This window comes from Citrobacter sp. CK191 (genome assembly GCF_030333435.1).
Lineage (GTDB): Bacteria > Pseudomonadota > Gammaproteobacteria > Enterobacterales > Enterobacteriaceae > Citrobacter_B > Citrobacter_B koseri.
Genome location: NZ_JAOWFX010000023.1, coordinates 1 through 20,727, shown reverse-complemented (window position 1 = coordinate 20,727; position 20,727 = coordinate 1). Strand labels below are relative to the sequence as shown.

Annotated in this window: 22 protein-coding genes and 1 other RNA gene; 16 read left to right on the top strand and 7 right to left on the bottom strand. The window is 54.6% G+C overall.

What is annotated here, in order from left to right:
- The first annotated feature begins 10 nt into the window (after window positions 1-10).
- On the top strand, window positions 11-460 hold the full coding sequence (gene alaE / locus OGV82_RS05780; protein WP_101744375.1) for an L-alanine exporter AlaE: 450 nt from the start codon (window positions 11-13) through the stop codon (window positions 458-460).
- Window positions 461-499: 39 nt separating this feature from the next.
- Here the strand turns inward: alaE and OGV82_RS05775 are convergent, their stop codons facing one another.
- Window positions 500-856: a DUF2002 family protein gene (locus OGV82_RS05775; protein ID WP_012134782.1), complete on the bottom strand. Its 357-nt coding sequence runs from the start codon at window positions 854-856 to the stop codon at window positions 500-502.
- A 162-nt stretch (window positions 857-1,018) separates the two neighbouring features.
- On the opposite strand from OGV82_RS05775, the gene OGV82_RS05770 reads away from it, so the two are divergent.
- Window positions 1,019-1,345: an ElaB/YgaM/YqjD family protein gene (locus tag OGV82_RS05770; RefSeq protein WP_024130880.1), complete on the top strand. Its 327-nt coding sequence runs from the start codon at window positions 1,019-1,021 to the stop codon at window positions 1,343-1,345.
- 33 nt (window positions 1,346-1,378) lie between these two features.
- On the opposite strand, the gene pdxR is transcribed toward OGV82_RS05770, so the two are convergent.
- Window positions 1,379-2,731: a MocR-like pyridoxine biosynthesis transcription factor PdxR gene (pdxR, locus tag OGV82_RS05765; RefSeq protein WP_012134784.1), complete on the bottom strand. Its 1,353-nt coding sequence runs from the start codon at window positions 2,729-2,731 to the stop codon at window positions 1,379-1,381.
- 103 nt (window positions 2,732-2,834) lie between these two features.
- Here pdxR and OGV82_RS05760 point away from each other — a divergent pair, with 103 nt between their 5' ends.
- The 14 genes from OGV82_RS05760 (at window position 2,835) to emrB (ending at window position 17,107) form a co-directional block, all read left to right on the top strand.
- Entirely contained in the window at window positions 2,835-3,266 is a 432-nt protein-coding gene (locus tag OGV82_RS05760; RefSeq protein ID WP_024130881.1) for a carboxymuconolactone decarboxylase family protein, read from the top strand.
- Window positions 3,267-3,528: 262 nt separating this feature from the next.
- Entirely contained in the window at window positions 3,529-3,774 is a 246-nt protein-coding gene (gene nrdH / locus OGV82_RS05755; RefSeq protein ID WP_024130882.1) for a glutaredoxin-like protein NrdH, read from the top strand.
- On the top strand, window positions 3,771-4,181 hold the full coding sequence (nrdI, locus tag OGV82_RS05750) for a class Ib ribonucleoside-diphosphate reductase assembly flavoprotein NrdI (RefSeq protein WP_012134787.1): 411 nt from the start codon (window positions 3,771-3,773) through the stop codon (window positions 4,179-4,181). The genes nrdH and nrdI overlap by 4 nt, the downstream gene beginning before the upstream one ends.
- Entirely contained in the window at window positions 4,154-6,298 is a 2,145-nt protein-coding gene (nrdE, locus tag OGV82_RS05745; RefSeq protein WP_047461749.1) for a class 1b ribonucleoside-diphosphate reductase subunit alpha, read from the top strand. Before nrdI ends, nrdE begins: the two co-directional genes overlap by 28 nt.
- A 10-nt stretch (window positions 6,299-6,308) precedes the next feature.
- A complete protein-coding gene (gene nrdF / locus OGV82_RS05740) occupies window positions 6,309-7,268 on the top strand; it encodes a class 1b ribonucleoside-diphosphate reductase subunit beta (protein WP_012134789.1) in 960 nt (319 codons plus the stop codon).
- 354 nt (window positions 7,269-7,622) lie between these two features.
- Window positions 7,623-8,825 (top strand): glycine betaine/L-proline ABC transporter ATP-binding protein ProV, encoded by a 1,203-nt coding sequence (gene proV, locus OGV82_RS05735; RefSeq protein WP_012134791.1) that lies wholly within the window; start codon window positions 7,623-7,625, stop codon window positions 8,823-8,825.
- Window positions 8,818-9,882 (top strand): glycine betaine/L-proline ABC transporter permease ProW, encoded by a 1,065-nt coding sequence (proW, locus tag OGV82_RS05730; RefSeq protein ID WP_047461746.1) that lies wholly within the window; start codon window positions 8,818-8,820, stop codon window positions 9,880-9,882. The genes proV and proW overlap by 8 nt, the downstream gene beginning before the upstream one ends.
- A 189-nt stretch (window positions 9,883-10,071) precedes the next feature.
- Entirely contained in the window at window positions 10,072-11,067 is a 996-nt protein-coding gene (proX, locus tag OGV82_RS05725) for a glycine betaine/L-proline ABC transporter substrate-binding protein ProX (protein WP_012134793.1), read from the top strand.
- Between the two features lie 191 nt (window positions 11,068-11,258).
- Entirely contained in the window at window positions 11,259-12,443 is a 1,185-nt protein-coding gene (locus OGV82_RS05720) for an MFS transporter (RefSeq protein WP_012134794.1), read from the top strand.
- Window positions 12,444-12,567: 124 nt separating this feature from the next.
- On the top strand, window positions 12,568-13,305 hold the full coding sequence (locus OGV82_RS05715) for an AzlC family ABC transporter permease (protein ID WP_101744373.1): 738 nt from the start codon (window positions 12,568-12,570) through the stop codon (window positions 13,303-13,305).
- Window positions 13,295-13,630 carry an L-valine transporter subunit YgaH gene (ygaH, locus tag OGV82_RS05710; protein WP_047461737.1) on the top strand — a complete coding sequence of 112 codons (336 nt, stop codon included), beginning with the start codon at window positions 13,295-13,297 and terminating at the stop codon, window positions 13,628-13,630. The genes OGV82_RS05715 and ygaH overlap by 11 nt, the downstream gene beginning before the upstream one ends.
- Window positions 13,631-13,720: 90 nt before the next feature.
- Window positions 13,721-14,251 (top strand): transcriptional repressor MprA, encoded by a 531-nt coding sequence (gene mprA, locus OGV82_RS05705; RefSeq protein ID WP_012134797.1) that lies wholly within the window; start codon window positions 13,721-13,723, stop codon window positions 14,249-14,251.
- A 128-nt stretch (window positions 14,252-14,379) separates the two neighbouring features.
- Entirely contained in the window at window positions 14,380-15,552 is a 1,173-nt protein-coding gene (gene emrA / locus OGV82_RS05700) for a multidrug efflux MFS transporter periplasmic adaptor subunit EmrA (protein WP_110493908.1), read from the top strand.
- Window positions 15,553-15,568: 16 nt separating this feature from the next.
- Window positions 15,569-17,107 carry a multidrug efflux MFS transporter permease subunit EmrB gene (gene emrB / locus OGV82_RS05695; RefSeq protein ID WP_012134799.1) on the top strand — a complete coding sequence of 513 codons (1,539 nt, stop codon included), beginning with the start codon at window positions 15,569-15,571 and terminating at the stop codon, window positions 17,105-17,107.
- Between the two features lie 123 nt (window positions 17,108-17,230).
- On the opposite strand, the gene luxS is transcribed toward emrB, so the two are convergent.
- The 5 genes from luxS to OGV82_RS05670 form a co-directional block, all read right to left on the bottom strand.
- A complete protein-coding gene (gene luxS, locus OGV82_RS05690; RefSeq protein WP_012134800.1) occupies window positions 17,231-17,746 on the bottom strand; it encodes an S-ribosylhomocysteine lyase in 516 nt (171 codons plus the stop codon).
- A gap of 149 nt (window positions 17,747-17,895) precedes the next feature.
- Window positions 17,896-19,452 (bottom strand): glutamate--cysteine ligase, encoded by a 1,557-nt coding sequence (gene gshA, locus OGV82_RS05685; protein ID WP_047461733.1) that lies wholly within the window; start codon window positions 19,450-19,452, stop codon window positions 17,896-17,898.
- Between the two features lie 73 nt (window positions 19,453-19,525).
- Window positions 19,526-19,954: a YqaA family protein gene (locus OGV82_RS05680; RefSeq protein WP_047461729.1), complete on the bottom strand. Its 429-nt coding sequence runs from the start codon at window positions 19,952-19,954 to the stop codon at window positions 19,526-19,528.
- Complete coding sequence (yqaB, locus tag OGV82_RS05675) at window positions 19,951-20,517, bottom strand: fructose-1-phosphate/6-phosphogluconate phosphatase (protein ID WP_047461727.1); 567 nt, start codon at window positions 20,515-20,517, stop codon at window positions 19,951-19,953. The genes OGV82_RS05680 and yqaB overlap by 4 nt, the downstream gene beginning before the upstream one ends.
- A gap of 133 nt (window positions 20,518-20,650) precedes the next feature.
- Window positions 20,651-20,727: non-coding RNA, RtT sRNA (locus OGV82_RS05670), on the bottom strand; the annotation flags it as partial.

The window sequence follows — 20,727 nt, the reverse complement described above, 5'->3', positions numbered from 1 at the left end:
GAGCATTAACATGTTCTCACCGCAGTCACGCTTGCGTCATGCAGTCGCAGACACGTTCGCGATGGTTGTTTATTGTTCTGTCGTGAACATGTTGATCGAGATATTCCTCTCTGGAATGACCTTTGAACAGTCGCTGTCTTCCCGTCTGGTCGCCATTCCGGTCAATATTCTGATCGCGTGGCCCTATGGAATGTATCGTGATGCGATTATGCGCGTCGCGCGTAAGGCAAGCCCGGCGAGTTGGGTGAAGAATCTGGCGGATGTACTGGCTTACGTCACCTTCCAGTCTCCGGTTTATGTCGCGATTTTGTTGACGGTCGGCGCAGACTGGCACCAGATTACAGCGGCAGTCAGTTCGAATATCGTGATATCCATGCTGATGGGCGCGGTTTACGGCTACTTCCTTGATTATTGCCGCCGCCTGTTCAAAGTCAGCAGCTACCACCATGCCAAAGCCTGAGATCCGCTTTCTTCGCGACTGGCAAGGCCAGTCGCTTCATTAGTTTGAATTTGGTTTTGCTTCGCCAAACAGTCCATGCAAATAGCGCTCAAGCGCAATCCGTGAACTAAAGCCGTGCGGTATGCCGTAATGTTCGTGAATTTCTCCGCCTAAATAAAGCGGGAACTGATGATAATGATCGCAGGTTTTAATTTCCGAAGCGGGTTCTGCCAGTGAAGAACTGCGTTCTTTTAGCGTCGGATGAATCACTAATGCGGTACGCCCCATACGCGCTTCACGATTAACGTACACATAATTTTCGCCACGTCGATAACCGTATGCTTTCTGTGTTACCACATCTACGGTAAAACCCACTTTTTCAAGTACGCGCGCCACCTCATCGGGTCGTAAATACATATTTTATCCTCGTTATCCTTTACTGCGGGCTTACCTTACCCGATCCAGCATTAGCAACGCTTTCAGAAAAATCCATAAACTCGCGAATATACCGTGACGCGCCTCAGAAGATAAAAAATATGGACTACACTGAAGTTCACATCGAAATCAATGGAGGATCATATGTTTAACCGACCGAGCCGAAAAGACGCCGATGAAAATGTTCAGGATATTCAGAACGATGTCAGTCAATTAGCCGATACCCTTGAAGACGTGCTGAAATCATGGGGAAGTGATGCCAAAGATGAAGCGGAAACCGCACGGCGCAAAGCGCAGGCATTGCTGAAAGAAACCCGTGCCCGTATGCATGGCCGCACGCGAGTAGAACAGGCGGCGCGTGATGCCGTAGGATGCGCGGATACCTTTGTGCGAGAAAAACCCTGGTGCAGCATGGGGACAGCCGCCGCTGTCGGCATCGTTGTCGGAGCGCTGTTAAGTTTACGCCGTTAACGGGGAATCTTGCCGGATGCGACGCAGAGCGTCTTATCCGGCCGACGGCGTGTCGGTTATGGCTTCCCGAAGCTGACGTGCGACCTGTTTTGCCATTTCCGCTGAAGTGATGTTGGTAAACGACAGCAGCAGTCCTCCCCTTCCTTCTGACTTAAGCCGCCAGCGGCTCAATGCCTGCACCGCTAATCCGGCCTGATTGGCTTTCGCCGTCAGCAACCGGTCATCAGCATCCACCGCAACAACCAGCTGAATGCCGCCTTCCTGCGGGACAACGGCGAATCCCTGCTCACGCAGCGCTTCTTCCATCCAAAGCCGTCGCCTGGCGTAATGCTGGCGCATCTTTTTCAAATGCCGCCAGAAATGACCATCGCGGATAAAATCCGCCAGCGTCTGCTGCCACAGTACCGGCACGCTACAGGCCATCAGCCCCGCCAGTTGACGAAAACGCGCCACCTGATTAAGCGGAACCACCAGCCATGCGGTACGCAGCGCCGGAAACAGCGACTTGCTGAACGTTCCGGCATAGATCACCCGCTGCGGCGCATCGAGGCTTTTCAGCGGCGGAAGCGGCTTGCCGTGGTAACGAAATTCACTGTCATAATCGTCTTCGATAATCCATGCCTGCGCGCTCGCCGCCCATTCAAGTAACTGGCGGCGACGGGTTAAAGAGAGCGCCACGCCGAGCGGGCTTTGGTGGGCCGGCGTTAACAACACAAAACGCGCCTGCGGGTAATCGTGAATGCCTGCCGCCACATTCAGTCCATGATCATCGACCGGAACCGGCATCAGCCCGATATTTTCCTGGGCAATCACTGGGCGAATAAGGGGAAACCCGGGATCTTCAACCCACATGCCTTCTCCAGGTTTCGCCAGCGCGCGCAGGATAAGGGTCATTGAGGACGCATAGCCGGAAGTGATAAACACCTGTTCCGGCAGGCATTCAATACTGCGCGACACCCGTAGATAATCGACAATGGCCTCGCGCAAAACCGCTTCGCCGCAGACGTCGCCCAACGCGAGATCAAAACGGGTCTGCGTACGCAGGCGACGCCCCATCACCCGCGCCCAAATCTCACGCGGGAAAAGATCCAGCGCAGGTAATCCCATTTGAAATGGATCGGGCGTCTGGCTTTCTCCGGCGAAAACGGCAGGCGTAGCGACCGTTTTTTCTGGACGTACATGCCCGCTGACAAACGTACCGGCCTGCCCGCGCCGCTCCAGCCAGCCTTGCGCCACCAGCTCGCCGTACGCGTTTTCGACCGTCGAGCGTGAAACGCCTAACTCTTGCGACCATGTCCGGCTGGACGGCAAACGCGCCCCGGCCTTGAGTTCGCCATGCTCAATGGCGTTTTTTAACTGACGGGCGATTTGCTGGTAGCGTGGCACAGGTGAACGATCCTTTATGGTCTGCTTTTTTCATAAAAATATGGCTCTCTTTAGCAGTCCATTATAGTGCTACATTGCTGACGTCTAAACGAGGAGAAGTATGATGACGACATTACGTCAGCCCTATTATGAACTTAGCCCTGAAGTCTATAGTGCGCTGGGCCAGGCTAAAAAAGCGTTGGAAAACAGCGCGCTGGACACCACGCTGATGGAACTGATTTATCTGCGTATCTCACAGATCAACGGTTGCGCATTTTGTCTGGAGATGCACAGCAAAGCCCTGCGTAAATCCGGCGTGGCGCAAAGCAAACTGGATGCGCTGGCCGGGTGGCGGGTAAGCCATCACTTCAGCGAACAGGAGCGTGCGGCGCTGGCCTGGGCGGAATCCGTCACGGATATCGCAAGAACGCATGCCGAAGATGACGCGTATCTGCCGCTACTCGAAAGTTTCAGCGCCCGTGAAATCAGCGATCTGACTTTTGCTATCAGTCTGATGAACTGCTTCAACCGTCTGGCCGTTGGGATGCGGATGTAAACCCGCTATTGCCGGATGGCGGCGTAAACGCCTTATCCGGCCTACACCGTAGGCCCGGTTAGCGTAAGCGCCATCGGGCGATTTTTAACCATACCCCCCCATTCCCGCTGAGCTAATCAGCAGAAGCAAATTAATCGATATTTCCCATATCTTGTGTGGTTGAAACTTTATTCATCTACATCTAGTATTCTCTCTATCAAGACACACACAACCCGACGCATATCATCGCGCCGTTCTCTCATTTTAAATGGAAATACGAATCATGCGCATTACTATTTACACTCGTAACGACTGTGTTCAGTGCCACGCCACCAAACGGGCGATGGAAAGCCGTGGATTTGACTTTGAGATGGTGAACGTCGATCTGGTTCCCGACGCGGCAGACACCCTGCGGGAAAAAGGTTTTCGCCAGTTGCCGGTGGTCATCGCGGGCGATACCAGTTGGTCAGGCTTCCGCCCGGATATGATCAACCGTCTGCATCCTGATGCGCGCGTGGCCAGCGCATGAGCCAACTCGTCTACTTTTCCAGCAGCTCCGAAAATACGCACCGCTTTATGCAGCGTCTGGGGCTGCCCGCTATTCGCATTCCGCTTAATGAACGCGAGCGAATCAGGGTAGACGAACCTTACATTCTGGTCGTCCCCTCTTACGGCGGCGGCGGTACGGCAGGCGCGGTTCCACGACAGGTGATCCGCTTTTTAAATGATGAACATAACCGGGCGTTAATTCGCGGCGTGATCGCCTCCGGCAACCGTAACTTTGGCGAGGCTTACGGTCGCGCTGGCGAGGTCATTTCACAAAAATGCGGCGTCCCCTGGCTGTACCGCTTTGAACTGATGGGAACGCAAAGCGACATCGACAACGTCCGAAAAGGAGTGAGCGAATTTTGGCAACGACAACCGCAGAACGTGTGAAGCAAGAAACGATGGATTATCACGCGCTGAATGCCATGCTGAATCTGTACGATAAAGCAGGCCATATTCAGTTCGACAAGGATCGGCAGGCGGTGGAGGTGTTCTTTGCCACCCATGTCCGCCCCAATTCCGTCGCCTTTGCCAGCCAGGACGAGCGCCTGGAGTATCTGCTTCGCGAAGGCTATTACGACGAAAGCGTTTTAACCCGCTACGATCGCGCTTTCGTGGTGAAGCTGTTTGCTCACGCCCACGCCAGCGGTTTTCGCTTCCAGACGTTCCTTGGCGCGTGGAAATATTACACCAGCTATACGCTGAAAACGTTCGACGGCAAACGCTACCTTGAAGACTTTGAAGACCGGGTGACAATGGTGGCGCTGACGCTGGCGCAGGGCAATGAAGCGCTGGCGATGCAGCTTACCGATGAAATCCTCTCCGGGCGCTTTCAGCCGGCCACGCCGACCTTCTTAAACTGCGGCAAACAACAGCGCGGCGAGCTGGTCTCCTGCTTCCTGTTACGCATTGAAGACAATATGGAGTCCATTGGTCGGGCGGTTAACTCGGCGCTACAGCTTTCCAAGCGCGGCGGCGGCGTGGCGTTTTTGCTCTCGAATCTTCGTGAAGCGGGCGCGCCGATCAAGCGTATTGAGAACCAGTCCTCAGGCGTGATCCCGGTAATGAAGATGCTGGAAGACGCCTTTTCTTACGCCAATCAGTTAGGGGCGCGTCAGGGGGCGGGGGCCGTGTATCTGCATGCGCACCACCCGGATATCCTGCGTTTTCTTGACACGAAACGCGAAAACGCCGATGAAAAGATCCGCATTAAAACACTGTCGCTGGGCGTGGTGATCCCGGACGTAACGTTCCGTCTGGCGAAAGAAAACGCGCAGATGGCGCTGTTCTCGCCTTACGATGTCGAACGCATTTACGGCAAACCGTTCGGAGATATCGCCATTAGCGAACGGTACGATGAACTGCTCGCCGACGAACGCGTACGCAAGCAGTACATCAATGCGCGCGAATTTTTCCAGCGGCTCGCGGAAATCCAGTTTGAGTCAGGCTATCCCTACATCATGTATGAGGATACGGTAAACCGCGCGAATCCGATTGCCGGTCGCATCAACATGAGCAACCTGTGCTCGGAGATTTTGCAGGTCAACAGCGCCTCCACCTATGATGAAAATCTGGATTACGCGCAGACCGGGCATGATATCTCCTGCAACCTCGGTTCGCTGAACATCGCCCATACGATGGACTCCCCGAATTTTGGCCGCACGGTGGAAACGGCGATTCGCGGCCTGACGGCGGTGTCGGATATGAGCCATATCCGCAGCGTACCGTCAATTGAAGCCGGAAACGCCGCGTCACACGCGATTGGCCTGGGGCAGATGAATCTGCATGGTTATCTGGCGCGAGAAGGCATTGCCTACGGCAGCCCGGAGGCGCTGGATTTCACCAACCTCTATTTCTACACCGTGACCTGGCACGCGCTGAATACCTCAATGATGATGGCGCGTGAACGCGGTAAAACCTTCGCCGGATTCAAACAATCGCGCTATGCCAGCGGCGAGTATTTCGAACAATATTTGCAGGGCGACTGGCAGCCGAAAACCGACACGGTTCGTGCGCTCTTTGCCCGTAGCGGCATTACGCTTCCGGGCCGCGAAATGTGGGCGCGGCTGCGGGATGAGGTGATGCGCTACGGCATCTATAACCAGAATTTACAGGCGGTGCCGCCGACCGGTTCCATTTCCTATATCAACCACGCGACGTCAAGCATTCACCCGATCGTGTCGAAGATAGAGATCCGCAAAGAAGGAAAAACCGGACGCGTTTACTACCCGGCCCCGTTTATGACCAATGAGAACCTGGACATGTACCAGGACGCCTATGAAATCGGCCCGGAAAAAATCATTGATACCTATGCCGAAGCCACACGCCACGTTGATCAGGGACTGTCGCTGACGCTGTTTTTCCCGGATACCGCGACAACCCGCGATATCAACAAAGCCCAGATTTACGCGTGGCGAAAAGGGATCAAAACGCTGTATTACATCCGTCTGCGTCAGCTGGCGCTGGAAGGTACTGAAATAGAAGGCTGCGTATCATGCGCGCTATAAGGAGAGCAGGATGAAACTATCACGCGTGAGCGCCATCAACTGGAACAAGATTCAGGATGATAAAGACCTGGAAGTGTGGAACCGCCTGACCAGCAACTTCTGGCTGCCGGAAAAGGTGCCGCTTTCCAATGATATCCCCGCCTGGCAGACGCTAAGCGCCGCCGAGCAGCAGCTTACCATCCGCGTGTTTACCGGATTAACGCTGCTCGACACCATTCAGAATATCGCCGGGGCCCCCGCGTTGATGCAGGACGCGCTGACGCCGCATGAAGAGGCGGTGCTGTCAAACATCAGCTTTATGGAAGCGGTACATGCCCGTTCGTACAGCTCGATTTTCTCTACGCTTTGCCAGACGAAAGACGTAGACGCGGCCTATGCCTGGAGTGAGGAAAATGCGCCGCTGCAACGCAAGGCGCAGATTATCCTGCAACATTACACCGCCGACAATCCGCTGAAAAAGAAAATCGCCAGCGTATTCCTGGAATCTTTCCTGTTCTATTCCGGCTTCTGGCTGCCAATGTATTTTTCCAGCCGGGGCAAGCTGACCAACACCGCCGACCTGATTCGTCTGATTATTCGTGACGAAGCGGTACATGGTTATTACATCGGCTATAAATACCAAAAAGGGCTGGAGAAACTGTCAGAATCCGAACGCGACGAATTGAAGCATTTCGCCCTTGATTTGCTGATGGAGCTTTATGACAACGAGTCTCGCTATACGGAAGAACTGTATGCCGAAACCGGTTGGGTGGCAGACGTTAACGCCTTTCTCTGTTACAACGCCAATAAAGCGTTGATGAACCTGGGCTACGAAGCGTTATTCCCCGCAGAAATGGCGGAGGTCAATCCTGCCATACTTGCTGCGCTGTCACCGAATGCGGATGAAAACCATGATTTCTTCTCCGGTTCAGGCTCCTCCTATGTGATGGGAAAAGCCATCGAAACCGAAGACGAAGACTGGAATTTTTGACGGCGATTATCGCGGTAAATATCGATCACACTTCCGCGATAATATTTTAACGGGATCACGTTTTTATCACACAATTATTTCTGTGTGATCTACACTCAATATCTGCCACATTATTCGCCTGAATTTCAGCAATTCAGGCGCATTTTCGGTGGTCGTTACAAAAAATATCGCTCTCCCCCCACTCCCGCTCAGCCCTTATATCATGGGAAATCCCGGCAAATGGCCTCCGGCAATATTTGTGTCTGAGGAAAATTCAGGGTTGTCTCAGATTCTCAGTATGTTAGGGTAGAAAAAGGTGACTATTTCTATCAGGTATCGTATCGACATAATAAATAACAGGAATCTTTCTATTGCATGGCAATTAAATTAGAAGTTAAGAATCTCTATAAGATATTTGGTGAGCATCCGCAGCGAGCTTTCAAATATATTGAAAAAGGACTTTCGAAAGAGCAAATTCTGGATAAAACAGGGCTATCGCTTGGCGTTAAAGACGCCAGTCTGGCCATTGAAGAAGGCGAGATTTTTGTCATCATGGGATTATCCGGTTCGGGTAAATCCACAATGGTACGCCTTCTCAATCGCCTGATTGAACCCACCCGCGGGCAAGTGCTGATCGACGGCGTTGATATTGCAAAAATATCTGACGCCGAGCTTCGCGAGGTGCGCAGAAAGAAAATTGCGATGGTTTTCCAGTCATTTGCATTAATGCCGCACATGACCGTACTGGATAATACGGCATTCGGCATGGAATTAGCCGGCGTTGCCGCTGAAGAGCGCCGTGAAAAAGCGCTGGATGCCTTACGCCAGGTGGGGCTGGAGAATTATGCGCACGGCTACCCGGATGAACTCTCCGGCGGTATGCGCCAGCGTGTCGGTCTGGCCCGCGCATTAGCGATCAACCCTGACATTCTGTTAATGGATGAGGCCTTCTCGGCGCTCGATCCCTTAATTCGTACCGAGATGCAGGATGAGCTGGTAAAACTACAGGCAAAACATCAGCGTACCGTCGTTTTTATTTCCCACGATCTCGATGAAGCGATGCGTATTGGCGATCGTATTGCCATTATGCAAAACGGCGAAGTCGTTCAGGTGGGAACGCCAGATGAAATTCTGAATAACCCGGCGAATGATTATGTCCGCACCTTCTTCCGTGGGGTCGATATTAGCCAGGTGTTCAGCGCCAAAGATATTGCCCGCCGCAGCCCGGTGGGATTAATTCGTAAAACGCCAGGTTTTGGTCCGCGTTCCGCACTGAAATTATTGCAGGATGAAGACCGTGAATTTGGTTATGTGATTGAACGCGGTAATAAGTTTGTCGGCATTGTTTCCATCGACTCATTAAAAGCGGCATTAAGCCAGGCGCAAGGTATTGAAGCAGCGCTTATTGACGAGTCACTGGCGGTGGATGCGCAAACACCTCTTAGCGAGTTGCTCTCTCATGTTGGCCAGGCGCCTTGTGCGGTGCCGGTTGTCGACGAGGAACAACAGTATGTCGGCATTATTTCAAAACGCATGCTGTTACAGGCTTTAGATCGCGAGGGGGCAAACAATGGCTGAACAAACTAATCCGTGGGATACCGCGCCAGCGGCGGATAGCGCCGCGCAATCCGCCGACGCCTGGGGAACGCCTTCGGGCGCGCCTGCCGATGGCGGCGGCGCAGACTGGCTGACCAGCGCTCCCGCGCCTGCGCCAGAACATTTTAATATTATGGACCCGTTCCATAAGACGCTGATCCCGCTGGACAGCTGGGTCACTGAAGGGATCGACTGGGTCGTTACGCATTTCCGCCCCGTTTTCCAGGGCATCCGTGTACCGGTGGATTACATTCTCAATGGCTTCCAGCAGCTGTTGCTGGGTATGCCAGCTCCGGTGGCGATTATCATTTTCGCACTGATCGCCTGGCAGATCTCCGGTTTGGGGATGGGGGCCGCCACGCTGGTGTCCCTGATTGCCATCGGCGCGATTGGCGCCTGGTCACAGGCGATGATTACCCTGGCGCTGGTGCTGACCGCCCTGCTGTTCTGCGTGGTCATCGGTTTGCCGCTGGGGATATGGCTGGCGCGCAGTCCGCGTGCGGCGAAGATTGTCCGCCCGCTGCTGGATGCGATGCAAACAACGCCTGCGTTCGTCTATCTGGTGCCGATCGTGATGCTGTTCGGTATCGGTAACGTGCCGGGGGTGGTAGTGACCATTATCTTTGCCCTGCCGCCGATTGTGCGTCTGACCATTCTGGGGATTAACCAGGTTCCGGCAGATTTGATCGAAGCCTCACGCTCATTTGGCGCCAGTCCGCGTCAGATGCTGTTTAAAGTACAGCTACCGCTGGCCATGCCCACCATTATGGCGGGTGTTAACCAGACGCTCATGCTTGCCCTCTCCATGGTAGTGATCGCCTCTATGATTGCCGTCGGCGGGCTTGGTCAGATGGTGCTGCGTGGTATTGGCCGCCTCGACATGGGGCTGGCAACCGTCGGCGGGGTCGGTATTGTGATCCTCGCTATCATTCTGGACCGCCTGACCCAGGCCGTTGGTCGCGACTCGCGCAGCCGTGGCAACCGCCGCTGGTATACCACCGGTCCCGTTGGGCTTATCACTCGCCCTTTCGTTAAGTAATTCACCCGTTGCCCGGTGGCGCATTGCTTACCGGGTCTACAATTCATTAGCTTACACAAAATCGTTCAAGTTGCATCGCGGCGGCAAACGAATGTGTCCCCAGGAGCGTACACGCAGTACGTGACCGGGGTGCATGGGTGCAGCCAACAAAGAGGCAGCTTGAAAGATGAAGTGTAATAAGGAACAACGATGCGACATAACATTCTATTTGCCACAGCGTTTGCCACCCTTGTCTCTACCAGCGCATTCGCTGCCGACCTGCCGGGCAAAGGCGTTACCGTACAGCCGGTGCAGAGCACCATCACCGAAGAAACCTTCCAGACGCTGCTGGTCAGCCGCGCGCTGGAGAAACTGGGTTATACCGTTAATAAGCCAAGCGAAGTTGATTACAACGTCGGTTACACCTCCATTGCCTCTGGCGATGCAACTTTTACCGCCGTGAACTGGCAGCCGCTGCATGATGATATGTACGCCGCTGCGGGCGGAGACAAAAAGTTCTATCGCGAGGGGGTATTCGTGACGGGCGCCGCGCAGGGTTATCTGATCGACAAGAAAACCGCTGAGCAGTACAAGATCACTAACCTCGCCCAGTTGAAAGACCCGAAAATCGCCAAAATCTTTGACACCAACGGCGACGGCAAAGCTGACATGATGGGTTGTTCGCCAGGCTGGGGTTGTGAAGCGGTGATTAACCACCAGAACAAAGCGTTCGATCTGGAAAAAACCGTCGACGTCAGCCACGGTAACTATGCCGCGATGATGGCCGACACCATCACCCGCTTCAAAGAAGGCAAGCCGATTCTGTACTACACCTGGACGCCGTACTGGGTGAGCGACGTGATGAAGCCGGGTAAAGATGTTGTCTGGTTGCAGGTGCCGTTCTCTTCCCTGCCGGGCGAGCAGAAAGACATTGATACCAAACTGCCGAACGGCGCGAACTATGGCTTCCCGGTGAACACCATGCACATTGTCGCCAACAAAGCCTGGGCAGAGAAAAACCCGGCGGCGGCGAAGCTGTTCGCCATCATGAAGGTGCCGCTGGCGGATATCAACGCGCAGAACGCGATGATGCATGAAGGCAAATCGTCCGAGGCTGATGTTCAGGGTCACGTTGACGGCTGGATCAAAGCCCACCAGCAGCAGTTTGACGGCTGGGTAAAAGAAGCGCTGGCCGCGCAGAAATAACCCACTCGTCGGCCTTAAAGCTGCGCGCCATCAGGCGCAGTAACCACACCAATGCCGGATGGTGGCGCGATGCGCCTTATCCGGCCTATACGCCCTCCCCCAACCGCACAATCCATCACTCAACAAACCACTCACATTCATAAACATCCGCTATGATTGATACCCCAGGAAATCATATCTGACTCAAAATAATGACTAAATCCACTCACGGGCTTAGCCCGGCGCTGATTGTTTTAATGTCCGTGGCAACCGGTCTGGCCGTCGCCAGTAACTATTACGCCCAGCCGTTGCTCGATACTATCGCAAACAATTTCTCGCTTTCCGCCAGCTCGGCGGGCTTTATCGTTACCGCCGCTCAGTTGGGCTATGCCGCCGGATTGCTCTTTCTGGTGCCGCTGGGCGATATGTTCGAGCGCCGGACGCTCATCGTCTCCATGACGCTGCTGGCCGCAGGCGGCATGCTGATTACCGCCAGCAGCCAGTCGCTCGGTATGATGATTCTCGGCACGGCGCTCACCGGGCTGTTCTCCGTCGTGGCGCAAATCCTGGTGCCGCTGGCGGCGACGCTCGCCACGCCGGATAAGCGCGGCAAAGTGGTCGGCACCATCATGAGCGGCCTGCTGCTGGGGATTTTACTGGCGCGTACCGTTGCCGGATTGCTGGCGAATCTTGGCGGCTGGCGCACCGTCTTCTGGGTCGCTTCTGTGCTGATGGCGCTGATGGCCGTCGCGCTGTGGCGCGGTTTACCAAAGGTGAAATCAGAAACGCATCTTAACTATCCGCAGCTATTGGGTTCCGTGTTCAGCCTGTTTATCCACGACGGCCTCCTGCGCACCCGCGCGTTGTTAGGCTGCCTGACGTTCGCCAACTTCAGCATTCTCTGGACATCGATGGCCTTTTTACTGGCCGCGCCGCCGTTTAACTATTCCGAAGGGATGATTGGGCTGTTTGGTCTGGCGGGAGCCGCTGGCGCGCTGGGCGCACGTCCGGCGGGCGGTTTTGCCGATAAAGGGAAGTCTCATCTCACCACGACTTTCGGCCTGCTGTTGCTGTTGCTCTCCTGGCTGGCTATCTGGTACGGACACAGCTCGGTGCTGGCGCTGATTATTGGCATCCTGGTGCTGGATCTCACCGTGCAGGGCGTACATATCACCAATCAGACGGTGATTTACCGCGTCCACCCGGATGCGCGCAACCGGCTCACCGCCGGGTATATGACCAGCTACTTTATCGGCGGCGCCGCCGGTTCGTTGATTTCGGCATCGGCCTGGCAGCATGCCGGCTGGGCCGGCGTTTGTCTGGCCGGTACCACCGTCGCCGCGCTCAATCTGCTGGTCTGGTGGCGAGGTTTTCACCGACAAGAAGCCGCAAATTAAGCAGATGGCAAGCGTTTACCTTTGATTGAGCTCCCCAGGGTGTTAAGGCGTCCCCCACTCTGTTAAGGTTATATGATTCATTTATGCTGGTTATTTTAACATCGGTGACGAATCAGATAATCTTATGGAAAGCCCTGCACCCCAGTCTGAGCTCCGTCCGGCAACCTTAACGGAAGGATTCAAAGACAGTTTACCGATAGTCATAAGTTATATTCCGGTGGCGTTTGCGTTTGGCCTTAACGCCACCCGTCTGGGCTTTACTCCCCTCGAAAGCGTTTTTTTCTCCTGCATTATTTACGCAGGCGCCAGCCAGTTCGTCATCACCACCATGCTCGCGGCGGGCAGCACATTATGGGTCGCCGCGTTGACCGTGATGGCGATGGACGTGCGCCATGTGCTGTACGGCCCTTCCCTGCGTAGTCGCATCAGTCAACGGCTCAGTAAACCTAAAACCGCCCTGTGGGCATTTGGTCTCACCGATGAAGTGTTTGCTGCCGCCACGGCCAAACTGGTGCGGGATAACCGTCGCTGGAGTGAAAACTGGATGATCGGCATCGCGTTCTGCTCCTGGGCCTCCTGGGTGCTCGGCACGGTCATTGGCGCATTTTCCGGGAGCGGATTGCTGAAAGGCTTCCCCGCCGTTGAGGCGGCATTAGGTTTTATGCTGCCAGCCCTGTTTATGAGCTTTTTGCTCGCCTCTTTTCAACGCAAACAAACGCTGTGCGTCACGGCGGCGTTAATCGGCGCGCTGGCAGGCGTCACGCTGTTTTCCATTCCTGCGGCTATCCTGGCGGGTATCGCCAGCGGGTGTCTGACCGCCTTGATCCAGTCGTTCTGGCAAGGAGCGCCCGATGAGTTATGAGGTTTTGCTGCTGGGACTGCTGGTCGGCTGCGCCAATTATTGTTTTCGTTATTTACCGCTTCGTCTGCGAATGGGAAACACCCGTCCCGCCAGGCGCGGGGCAACGGGCGTGTTGCTCGACACCATTGGCATCGCATCCATCTGCGCCCTGCTGGTGGTGTCTACGGCTCCCGAGGTGATGCACGACGCCAGCCGGTTCATTCCGACGCTGGTCGGGTTTGCCGTCCTGGGCGTCAGTTTCTACAAGACGCGCAGCATCATCATCCCAACGCTACTGAGCGCTCTGGGCTATGGACTCGCCTGGAAGATAGGGGTCATTTTATAACCCAAAAGAATCATTTTAAATTAATAATACATTTACTTTATTTGTCACCGTCGTTACTATATCGGCTGAAATTAATGAGGTCATGCCCAAATGGATAGTTCGTTTACGCCCATTGAACAAATGCTAAAATTTCGCGCCAGCCGCCACGAAGAGTTTCCTTACCAGGAGATCCTTCTGACCCGCCTTTGCATGCATATGCAAGGCAAACTGCTGGAAAACCGCAATAAGATGCTGAAAGCTCAAGGGATTAACGAGACGTTGTTTATGGCGTTGATTACGCTGGAGTCTCAGGAAAACCACAGTATTCAGCCATCTGAACTGAGTTGCGCGCTGGGCTCGTCCCGTACCAACGCAACACGTATCGCAGATGAGTTAGAGAAACGCGGCTGGATCGAACGTCGTGAAAGCGATAACGATCGTCGCTGCCTGCATCTGCAACTGACTGAGAAAGGTCACGCGTTTTTGCGCGAGGTGTTACCGCCTCAGCATCACTGCCTGCACCAGCTATGGTCCTCTCTCAGCACCGCCGAAAAAGATCAACTTGAGCACATCACTCGTAAGCTCCTGACGCGTCTCGATCAGATGGATCAGGATGGCGCCGTTCTTGAGGCGCTACGCTAACGCGTCGACACGCTCAATCATCCAGATTTATAAAAGAAAAAACTGACAGGCCAGCACGTCATACTGCTGGCCTTTCTGACAAAAACGTCGGCTCAGCCGATATGAAAAATAAGATCGTGGAGAACAACATGAGCGCAAATGCGGAGACTCAAACCCCGCAGCAACCGGTTAAGAAGAATGGCAAACGTAAAAGCGCGCTAATCCTTTTAACCTTGCTCTTTATCGCAATTGCCGTGGCATATGGGATTTATTGGTTTTTAGTACTGCGTCATATCGAAGAGACGGATGATGCGTACGTGGCAGGGAACCAGGTTCAAATCATGGCGCAGGTATCAGGCAGCGTGACGAAAGTCTGGGCTGATAACACTGACTTTGTAAAACAGGGCGACGTGCTGGTCACGCTCGACCAGACGGATGCCAGACAAGCATTCGAAAAAGCGAAAACGGCGCTGGCCTCCAGCGTTCGCCAGACGCACCAGTTGATGATCAATAGCAAGCAGCTCCAGGCCAGCATTGAAGTGCAGAAAACCGCACTGGCGCAGGCACAAAGCGACTTTAATCGTCGCGTGCCGCTGGGCAATGCGAACCTGATCGGTCGCGAAGAGCTGCAACACGCGCGTGATGCCGTCGCCAGCGCGCAGGCGCAGCTGGATGTGGCAATTCAACAATATAACGCAAACCAGGCGATGATCCTCAGCAGCAAGCTGGAAGATCAGCCTGCCGTGCAACAGGCGGCCACGGAAGTGCGCAACGCCTGGCTGGCGCTGGAACGTACCAAAATCGTCAGCCCGATGACCGGCTACGTCTCCCGCCGCGCCGTACAGCCTGGCGCGCAGATTAGCCCGACCACGCCGCTGATGGCGGTCGTGCCTGCCACCAACCTGTGGGTGGACGCGAACTTCAAAGAGACGCAGCTCGCCCATATGCGTATCGGCCAACCGGCAACGGTCATCAGCGATATTTACGGCGATGACGTGAAATACACCGGTAAGGTTGTCGGCCTGGATATGGGGACAGGCAGCGCCTTCTCCCTGCTTCCGGCGCAAAACGCGACCGGCAACTGGATCAAGGTCGTGCAGCGCTTGCCTGTACGTATTGAACTGGATGCGCAGCAACTGGCGCAGCATCCGCTGCGTATCGGCTTATCAACCCTCGTCACCGTGGATACGTCGAACCGCGACGGACAGGTGCTGGCAAGCCAGGTTCGTAGTACCCCGGTTTCTGAGAGTAACGCACGAGAAATTAATCTCGCTCCGGTCAATAAGCTGATCGAAGAGATTGTGCAGGCCAACGCGGGATAATCCTGAGGTGCGTGTAATGCAACAGCAAAAACCGCTGGAAGGCGCGCAGCTGGTCATTATGACGATTGCGCTGTCGCTGGCGACATTCATGCAGGTGCTGGACTCCACCATTGCTAACGTGGCGATCCCCACCATCGCCGGGAACCTTGGCTCATCGTTGAGCCAGGGGACATGGGTTATCACCTCATTCGGGGTGGCGAACGCGATCTCCATCCCGATTACCGGCTGGCTGGCGAAACGCGTCGGGGAAGTGAAGCTGTTCATGTGGTCAACCGTCGCCTTTGCCATTGCGTCATGGGCGTGCGGGGTCTCCAACAGTCTGAACATGCTGATCTTCTTCCGCGTGGTTCAGGGTGTCGTCGCAGGGCCGTTAATCCCGCTCTCACAGAGCCTGTTGCTGAATAACTATCCTCCCGCAAAACGTTCTATCGCGCTGGCGCTATGGTCGATGACGGTGATTGTCGCGCCGATCTGCGGCCCGATACTGGGCGGCTACATCAGCGATAACTATCACTGGGGCTGGATTTTCTTCATCAACGTGCCGATTGGGGTTGCGGTCGTGCTGATGACGCTGCAAACCCTGCGCGGTCGCGAGACCCGCACCGAGCAGCGACGTATCGACGCTATCGGCCTGGCGCTGCTGGTGATTGGTATCGGCAGTCTACAGATCATGCTTGACCGCGGGAAAGAGCTGGACTGGTTCGCCTCGCAAGAGATTATCATCCTGACCGTGGTCGCCGTCATTGCCATCAGTTTCCTGATTGTCTGGGAGCTGACCGACGATAACCCAATCGTTGACCTCTCCTTGTTCAAGTCGCGTAACTTCACGATTGGCTGTTTGTGTATCAGTCTCGCCTATATGCTCTATTTCGGCGCGATTGTGTTGTTACCGCAGCTGTTGCAGGAGGTATACGGCTATACCGCGACGTGGGCCGGCCTGGCCTCAGCGCCGGTCGGGGTAATCCCGGTGATCCTGTCGCCGATTATCGGACGTTTCGCCCACAAGCTGGATATGCGCAGGCTGGTCACGTTCAGCTTTATCATGTATGCCGTCTGCTTTTACTGGCGTGCGTGGACGTTTGAACCGGGTATGGATTTCGGCGCATCGGCCTGGCCGCAGTTTATTCAGGGCTTCGCCGTAGCCTGCTTCTTTATGCCGCTCACCACCATCACGCTCTCCGGCTTGCCGCCTGAGCGTCTGGCGGCGGCGTCGAGTCTGTCTAACTTTACGCGAACGCTGGCGGGGTCAATTGGTACATCAATCACCACCACCATGTGGACCAACCGTGAGGCGATGCACCATTCGCAATTGACCGAGTCGGTGAATCCGTACAACCCCAATGCCCAGGCGATGTACGATCAGCTACAGGGGCTGGGGATGACGCAGCAGCAGGCGTCAGGCTGGATCGCCCAGCAGATTACCAATCAGGGGCTGATTATTTCCGCCAATGAGATCTTCTGGATGTCGGCCGGGATCTTCCTCGTGCTGCTTGGGCTGGTCTGGTTCGCCAAACCACCTTTCGGCGCGGGCGGCGGCGGTGGAGGCGCGCATTAATAAAAAAGCCAGTTCATGATGAACTGGCTTTTTTTTGCCGGATGGCGGCTGCGCCTTATCCGGCCTACAGAACGCGCACATTGTAGACCCGGTAAGCATCGCGCCACCGGGCATTGCATTCGACTAGATATGCAGTTCCTGCAATTTATCTTTCGGCAGGGCCAGCTCTTCGTTGCTGTTGATGCGAACGTCGTGTTCCAGAATATGACGTGCAATATCCTGCGCTTCGCTCAGAGAGTGCATCTGATACGTACCGCACTGATAAACGTTCAGTTCCGGGATCTGATTCTGCTCCTTCACTTTCAGCACGTCAGCCATCGCGGCTTTCCAGGCGTCCGCCACACGTTGTTCGTCAGGCGTACCGATCAGGCTCATGTAGAAACCGGTACGGCAGCCCATCGGGGAGATATCGATAATCTCAACGCCGTTGCCGTTCAGATGATTACGCATAAAGCCAGCGAACAGGTGCTCCAGCGTATGGATACCCTTCTCAGGCATCACTTCTTTATTCGGGATGCAGAAACGCAGGTCAAACACGGTAATGGTATCGCCATGCGGGGTGTTCATCGTTTTCGCGACCCGGACTGCTGGTGCTTCCATCCGGGTATGATCGACTGTGAAGCTATCTAACAACGGCATTTAGCCACCTCCGATAATATTTTTTAAAATAAACTGAACTCTTCGTTCCGGGGCGAGTCTGAGTATGTGAAAGACGCGCATTTGTTATCATCATCCCTGTTTTCAGAGATGAAATTTTGGCCACTCACGAGTGGCCTTTTTCTTTTCTGTCAGGTGTGCTTTTCCAGCCACGCATCAAACGGTTCGGTATCCGCCGCTTCAACCTCAAGCTGACGACGCGTTGACGCCTCACGCTCAGCAATGAAGTCCTCTTCACGCAAAATCTCCAGCGGTTCTTCGCGCAGCAGATTGCGATAAGCCTCGCCCAGCGCTTTGCCGGTGCCGCCAATCCCGGTATCAATCATCGATCGCAGAATACGCGCTGAGAACGTCAGTTCCGGGTTGTCGAAACAGGCAACCAGTTCATCACATACCTTCTGATAATCCTCTCCCCCGTGGATGCTGTCCAGCGTTTGCGCCACACGTTTCAGGTCGCGGAACAGATCTTTACCCACTTTCGGCAGCGGGAACTGCGCGGTTTCACAGCCAATCCCTAACGTCAGCCCCGGTTTACGCCCTTCCAGAATCACCCGATTCCAGTTCGTGCGCGTGCACAGCAGCTCGTCGCTGCTCATTTCCGGCGCATCGGCCAGTACGCACCAGACCATAAACAGATCCAGGAAACGCACCTGCTGCTCGTCCACGCCAATAGGCGAGAACGGGTTAATATCCAGCGAACGCACTTCGATATATTCAATCCCGCCGCGCAGAAGCGCATCTGACGGCGTTTCTCCGCTACGCGTCACGCGTTTAGGGCGGATCGGCGCATACAGCTCGTTCTCAATCTGTAGCACGTTGCTGTTGATTTGCAGGCGTTTACCGTCCTTCTCCAGACCGATCTCCGCATACTCCGTGGACGGCGTTTTGATCGCGCGCTTCAATCCTGCCACATATTCATGCAGATCGTTAAACGTAATTCCAAGATTGCTTTGCGACTTATTGGTATAACCCAGGTCGCTCAAACGCAGCGACGTTGCATACGGCAGGTAGTACATACCGCAGTCCGTTTTTTCAAACGGTAGCGTGGTGGGTTTGCCCTGCAAGAATGAGGAACAAATAGCCGGAGAGGCGCCAAACAGATACGGAATGACCCACCCAAAACGGTAATAGTTACGGATCAGGCGGAAATAACCTGCGGAAATTTTCTCTTTCGCATCTTCCCCGTCCACGACGCCACACTTCGCCTGCCAGAATGCCATCGGCAGCGAAAAATTGTAGTGTACGCCGGAGATGGTTTGCATCAACGCGCCGTAACGGTTTTTCAACCCTTCCCGGTAAAGCGTTTTCAAACGACCAATATTTGACGTACCGTACTGCGCCAGCTCAATATCCTGCCCTTCAGCAATATAGCAAGGCATACTCAGCGGCCACATTCGCTCATCACCCAAATTTCTGGCCGTATAGCGATGCAGGTCGCGCATCAATGTGAGCATATGCTGAATATCGCCGTCTACCGGGGTAATAAACTCCAGCAGGGCTTCAGCAAAATCTGTCGTGACCCATTTGTGCGTCAGCGCCGAGCCTAACGCGTCAGGATGACCCGTGGTTGCCAGCGTGCCATCAGCGTTAACACGCAGCGTTTCGCGCTCCAGCCCGCGTTGAATCCCCTTTAGTGCCTGAGGATGCCTTTCCAGCCAGGTCAGAGCCTGTGATACGTCCGGGATCAAATTGACCTCCCGCCTGTCAAAATCGTTTTAATTAGCATAATTGTAATGGTGACGGTAAATGTCTATCCCACAATTAGTGCCACCACATAATGCCCTGAACCGTAGCGGCTGCGACGATAACGTAACGCAACGCTTTACCAAGGCATAAAAAAAAGAGCACTGGCCCCCACGAGATGCGCATCCATCCCGCTAACAGGCACAGCAAATCACCGATAACCGGCGCCCAGCTTAATAATAGTGTGACTGCACCGTAGCGCTTAAGCCAGCCAGTGGCTTTTCCCTGCCAGCGCGATGTTTTGCGCAACGGAAAAAAACGCCCAAGGATAACGTTAGTTAACCCTCCAAGGCTATTACCCATTGTTGCTGTTAAGACTAAGACCCAGGGATGACTTACCCCGGAGACTAACATGGCAACTAAAACAACTTCGGAATTACCGGGCAACAGCGTGGCGCTGAGAAAACTGCTGGCAAACAGTGACAGGAGCGACAGCCCGTCACTCACAATAGTCGAACGTCCACGGCATCCATTCCCGCCGCGCGTGCTGCCTGCAAGCCGAAATCCGCATCCTCAAACACGACGCATTGCGTCGGCACAACGCCCATACGCTCTGCACACAGCAGGAACGTGTCCGGCGCGGGTTTGTGGTGCAGAACATGATCCGCAGCGACAACCGCATCAAAATAACGACGCAGCCCCAGATGGGTCAATAGCGCTTCGGCAATTGCGCTTTCGCTGCCCGTTCCCACCGACAGAGGTCGACGGCCATACCAGGCTTTGACCACCTCAACCAGCGGCAGAGGCTCTACGCTATCCAGCAACATGCTTTTCACTGCATCAGTTTTTTCTTGCGCCAGCACATGAGGGTCAAGATCGGCGTGATTCAGTTCGATAATCGACTGCGCGATACGCCAGGTTGGAGAACCGTTAAGCGCCACCATCGCTTGCAGATCAAAACGAAGGCCATAGCGCCCTAATACCTCGTCCCACGCCTTACGGTGCGTCGGCTCGGTATCCAGGATGGTGCCATCCATATCAAAAATCAAACCCGCATAACGTTCGTACATCGTGTTCTCACAAACCAAATGACCAGATGTTACTTTATCGTAATTGACTGATTTTGTCGCTGACAGAGAAATGAGGATTGTTCAGGGTAGAGAGGTAATGGAGGTATTCAGGAGAAGATGGTGGAGAAGAAGATGGTGCATCCGGGAGGATTACTCGGCTGCGCCTCGCCCTACGGGCCGTTGCTGAAGCAACGTTATCCTCCCTGGTGC

Bases quoted from the DNA above. Each gene is read 5' to 3' on its own strand.
- alaE (WP_101744375.1), top strand. From the start codon at position 11: ATGTTCTCACCGCAGTCACGCTTGCGTCATGCAGTCGCAGACACGTTC.
- OGV82_RS05775 (WP_012134782.1), bottom strand. From the start codon at position 856: ATGTATTTACGACCCGATGAGGTGGCGCGCGTACTTGAAAAAGTGGGT.
- OGV82_RS05770 (WP_024130880.1), top strand. From the start codon at position 1,019: ATGTTTAACCGACCGAGCCGAAAAGACGCCGATGAAAATGTTCAGGAT.
- OGV82_RS05760 (WP_024130881.1), top strand. From the start codon at position 2,835: ATGACGACATTACGTCAGCCCTATTATGAACTTAGCCCTGAAGTCTAT.
- nrdH (WP_024130882.1), top strand. From the start codon at position 3,529: ATGCGCATTACTATTTACACTCGTAACGACTGTGTTCAGTGCCACGCC.
- nrdI (WP_012134787.1), top strand. From the start codon at position 3,771: ATGAGCCAACTCGTCTACTTTTCCAGCAGCTCCGAAAATACGCACCGC.
- nrdF (WP_012134789.1), top strand. From the start codon at position 6,309: ATGAAACTATCACGCGTGAGCGCCATCAACTGGAACAAGATTCAGGAT.
- proV (WP_012134791.1), top strand. From the start codon at position 7,623: ATGGCAATTAAATTAGAAGTTAAGAATCTCTATAAGATATTTGGTGAG.
- proW (WP_047461746.1), top strand. From the start codon at position 8,818: ATGGCTGAACAAACTAATCCGTGGGATACCGCGCCAGCGGCGGATAGC.
- proX (WP_012134793.1), top strand. From the start codon at position 10,072: ATGCGACATAACATTCTATTTGCCACAGCGTTTGCCACCCTTGTCTCT.
- OGV82_RS05720 (WP_012134794.1), top strand. From the start codon at position 11,259: ATGACTAAATCCACTCACGGGCTTAGCCCGGCGCTGATTGTTTTAATG.
- OGV82_RS05715 (WP_101744373.1), top strand. From the start codon at position 12,568: ATGGAAAGCCCTGCACCCCAGTCTGAGCTCCGTCCGGCAACCTTAACG.
- ygaH (WP_047461737.1), top strand. From the start codon at position 13,295: ATGAGTTATGAGGTTTTGCTGCTGGGACTGCTGGTCGGCTGCGCCAAT.
- mprA (WP_012134797.1), top strand. From the start codon at position 13,721: ATGGATAGTTCGTTTACGCCCATTGAACAAATGCTAAAATTTCGCGCC.
- emrA (WP_110493908.1), top strand. From the start codon at position 14,380: ATGAGCGCAAATGCGGAGACTCAAACCCCGCAGCAACCGGTTAAGAAG.
- emrB (WP_012134799.1), top strand. From the start codon at position 15,569: ATGCAACAGCAAAAACCGCTGGAAGGCGCGCAGCTGGTCATTATGACG.
- luxS (WP_012134800.1), bottom strand. From the start codon at position 17,746: ATGCCGTTGTTAGATAGCTTCACAGTCGATCATACCCGGATGGAAGCA.
- yqaB (WP_047461727.1), bottom strand. From the start codon at position 20,517: ATGTACGAACGTTATGCGGGTTTGATTTTTGATATGGATGGCACCATC.